Below are 3,184 nucleotides of genomic sequence, written 5' to 3' on the forward strand. Positions count from 1 at the left end.
TAGACCATGCATTTCACCATTCACCGCGAAGCCCTGTTGAAACCCCTGCAACTGGTCGCAGGCGTCGTCGAGCGCCGACAGACCTTGCCGGTACTCTCCAACGTGCTGCTGGTTGTCGAAGGCCAGCAACTGTCGCTGACCGGTACCGATCTGGAGGTCGAGCTGGTTGGTCGCGTGCAACTTGAAGAACCGGCCGAGACAGGCTCCATCACCGTGCCTGCGCGCAAGCTGATGGACATTTGCAAAAGCCTGCCTAACGACGCGTTGATCGACATCAAGCTCGACGAGCAGAAGCTGGTGGTGAAGGCCGGTCGCAGCCGCTTCACCCTGTCGACCCTGCCAGCCAACGATTTCCCGACGGTTGAAGAGGGGCCGGGTTCGCTGACCTGCAGCCTTGAGCAAAGCAAACTGCGTCGTCTGATCGAACGCACCAGCTTCGCCATGGCCCAGCAGGATGTACGCTACTACCTCAACGGTATGTTGCTTGAAGTCTCGGCCGGCGTGATCCGCGCGGTGGCTACCGACGGTCACCGTCTGGCAATGTGCTCGATGCAGGCCGATATCGGTCAGCCGGATCGCCACCAGGTGATCGTGCCGCGCAAAGGTATTCTCGAACTGGCGCGTCTGCTCACCGAGCCGGACGGCAACGTCAGCATCGTTCTTGGTCAGCACCACATCAGAGCCACTACCGGTGAATTCACCTTCACCTCGAAACTGGTCGACGGTAAGTTCCCGGACTACGAGCGTGTTCTGCCCAAGGGCGGCGACAAGCTAGTGTTGGGCGATCGTCAGGCGCTGCGTGAAGCGTTCAGCCGTACTGCGATTCTGTCCAACGAGAAGTACCGTGGTATCCGTCTGCAACTGGCCAGTGGTCAGTTGAAGATCCAGGCCAACAACCCGGAGCAGGAAGAAGCGGAAGAAGAAGTGGGCGTTGAGTACAACGGCGGCTCCCTGGAAATTGGCTTCAACGTGAGCTATCTGCTCGACGTGTTGGGCGTAATGACTACCGAGCAGGTTCGTCTGATCCTGTCCGACTCCAACAGCAGTGCGCTGGTGCAAGAGTCTGACAACGACGATTCGGCTTACGTTGTCATGCCGATGCGCCTGTAATCAGCTGACTCTGGATGTCCTTAAGTCGTGTTTCGGTCACCGCGGTGCGCAATCTACACCCGGTGACCTTCTCCCCGTCCCCCCGCATCAATATCCTTTACGGCGCCAACGGCAGCGGCAAAACCAGTGTTCTGGAAGCCATTCATCTGCTGGGGCTTGCCCGTTCGTTTCGTAGCACGAGGCTGCTGCCGGTCATCCAGTACGAACAACTCGCTTGCACCGTGTTCGGTCAGGTGGAACTGGCCGAAGGTGGGCACAGTGCTCTGGGGATATCCCGCGACCGTCAGGGCGAGTTTCAGATCCGCATCGACGGCCAGAACGCCCGTAGCGCCGCGCAACTTGCAGAAATACTGCCGCTCCAGTTGATTAACCCGGACAGCTTTCGCCTGCTCGAAGGCGCGCCCAAGATTCGCCGGCAGTTTCTCGATTGGGGCGTGTTCCACGTCGAGCCGCGCTTCATGGCCACCTGGCAGCGCTTGCAGAAGGCCCTGCGCCAGAGAAACTCTTGGCTGCGGCATGGTACACTTGACGCCGTTTCGCAAGCGGTTTGGGACAGGGAGCTGTGCCAGGCCAGCGCTGAAATAGATGAATACCGCCGCGCTTACATCAAAGCCTTGAAACCAGTCTTTGAACAAACCTTGAGTGAACTGGTTGAACTCGAGGGTTTGACGCTCAGCTATTACCGAGGCTGGGACAAAGACCGGGAGCTGAGTGCCGTACTTGCCGGATCCCTGCAACGGGATCAGCAAATGGGTCATACCCAGGCTGGACCACAACGGGCTGATTTGCGTCTTAGATTGGGCGCACACAACGCCGCGGACATTTTGTCCCGGGGTCAGCAGAAGTTGGTGGTCTGTGCATTGCGGATTGCCCAGGGGCACTTGGTTAGCCAGGCCCGCCGCGGCCAATGTATTTATCTGGTGGATGACTTGCCGTCCGAATTGGACGAGAACCACCGTCGCGCGTTGTGCCGTTTGCTGGAAGACTTACGCTGCCAGGTTTTTATCACCTGTGTAGATCATGAATTATTGAGGGAAGGCTGGCAGACGGAAACGCCAGTCGCCCTGTTCCACGTGGAACAGGGCCGTATCACCCAGACCCACGACCATCGGGAGTGAAGGCATTGAGCGAAGAAAATACGTACGACTCAACGAGCATTAAAGTGCTGAAAGGCCTGGATGCCGTACGCAAACGTCCCGGTATGTACATTGGTGACACCGACGATGGTAGCGGTCTGCACCATATGGTGTTCGAAGTGGTCGACAACTCGATCGACGAAGCCCTCGCCGGCCACTGCGATGACATCAGCATCATCATCCACCCGGATGAGTCCATCACCGTTAAAGATAACGGTCGTGGCATCCCGGTCGACGTGCACAAAGAGGAGGGCGTTTCCGCCGCAGAGGTCATCATGACCGTCCTCCATGCTGGCGGTAAGTTCGACGACAACTCCTACAAAGTATCCGGCGGTCTGCACGGTGTAGGTGTTTCGGTAGTGAACGCGCTGTCCGAGGAGCTGGTGCTGACTGTGCGTCGCAGCGGCAAGATCTGGGAACAGACCTACGTCCACGGCGTACCTCAGGCACCGATGGCCATCGTAGGCGACAGCGAGACCACCGGCACCCAGATCCACTTCAAGGCTTCCAGTGAAACCTTCAAAAACATTCACTTCAGCTGGGACATCCTGGCCAAGCGGATTCGCGAACTGTCTTTCCTCAACTCCGGTGTCGGCATCGTCCTCAAGGACGAGCGCAGCGGCAAGGAAGAACTGTTCAAGTACGAAGGCGGCCTGCGTGCGTTTGTTGAATACCTGAACACCAACAAGACTGCGGTCAACCAGGTGTTCCACTTCAACATTCAGCGTGAAGACGGCATTGGCGTGGAAATCGCCCTGCAGTGGAACGACAGCTTCAACGAGAACCTGTTGTGCTTCACAAACAACATTCCGCAACGCGACGGTGGTACTCACCTGGTGGGTTTCCGTTCCGCACTGACGCGTAACCTGAACAACTACATCGAGCAGGAAGGCCTGGCGAAGAAGCACAAAGTCGCCACCACCGGTGACGATGCCCGT

The 3,184-nt window shown here is 57.9% G+C and carries 3 protein-coding genes; all 3 read left to right on the top strand.

Features of this window, described 5'->3' with window-relative positions; genetic code table 11:
* Positions 1–6 precede the first annotated feature (6 nt).
* Positions 7–1,110: a DNA polymerase III subunit beta gene (dnaN, locus tag ACIOWA_RS25820; RefSeq protein ID WP_401162588.1), complete on the top strand. Its 1,104-nt coding sequence runs from the start codon at positions 7–9 to the stop codon at positions 1,108–1,110.
* Between the two features lie 14 nt (positions 1,111–1,124).
* Complete coding sequence (recF, locus tag ACIOWA_RS25825; RefSeq protein ID WP_053125303.1) at positions 1,125–2,228, top strand: DNA replication/repair protein RecF; 1,104 nt, start codon at positions 1,125–1,127, stop codon at positions 2,226–2,228.
* A gap of 5 nt (positions 2,229–2,233) precedes the next feature.
* On the top strand, positions 2,234–3,184 hold a 951-nt coding region (locus tag ACIOWA_RS25830), incomplete at its 3' end, for an ATP-binding protein (RefSeq protein WP_401162591.1).

The organism is Pseudomonas sp. NPDC087614 (genome assembly GCF_044743485.1).
In the GTDB taxonomy this organism is placed as follows: Bacteria; Pseudomonadota; Gammaproteobacteria; order Pseudomonadales; family Pseudomonadaceae; genus Aquipseudomonas; species Aquipseudomonas baetica_A.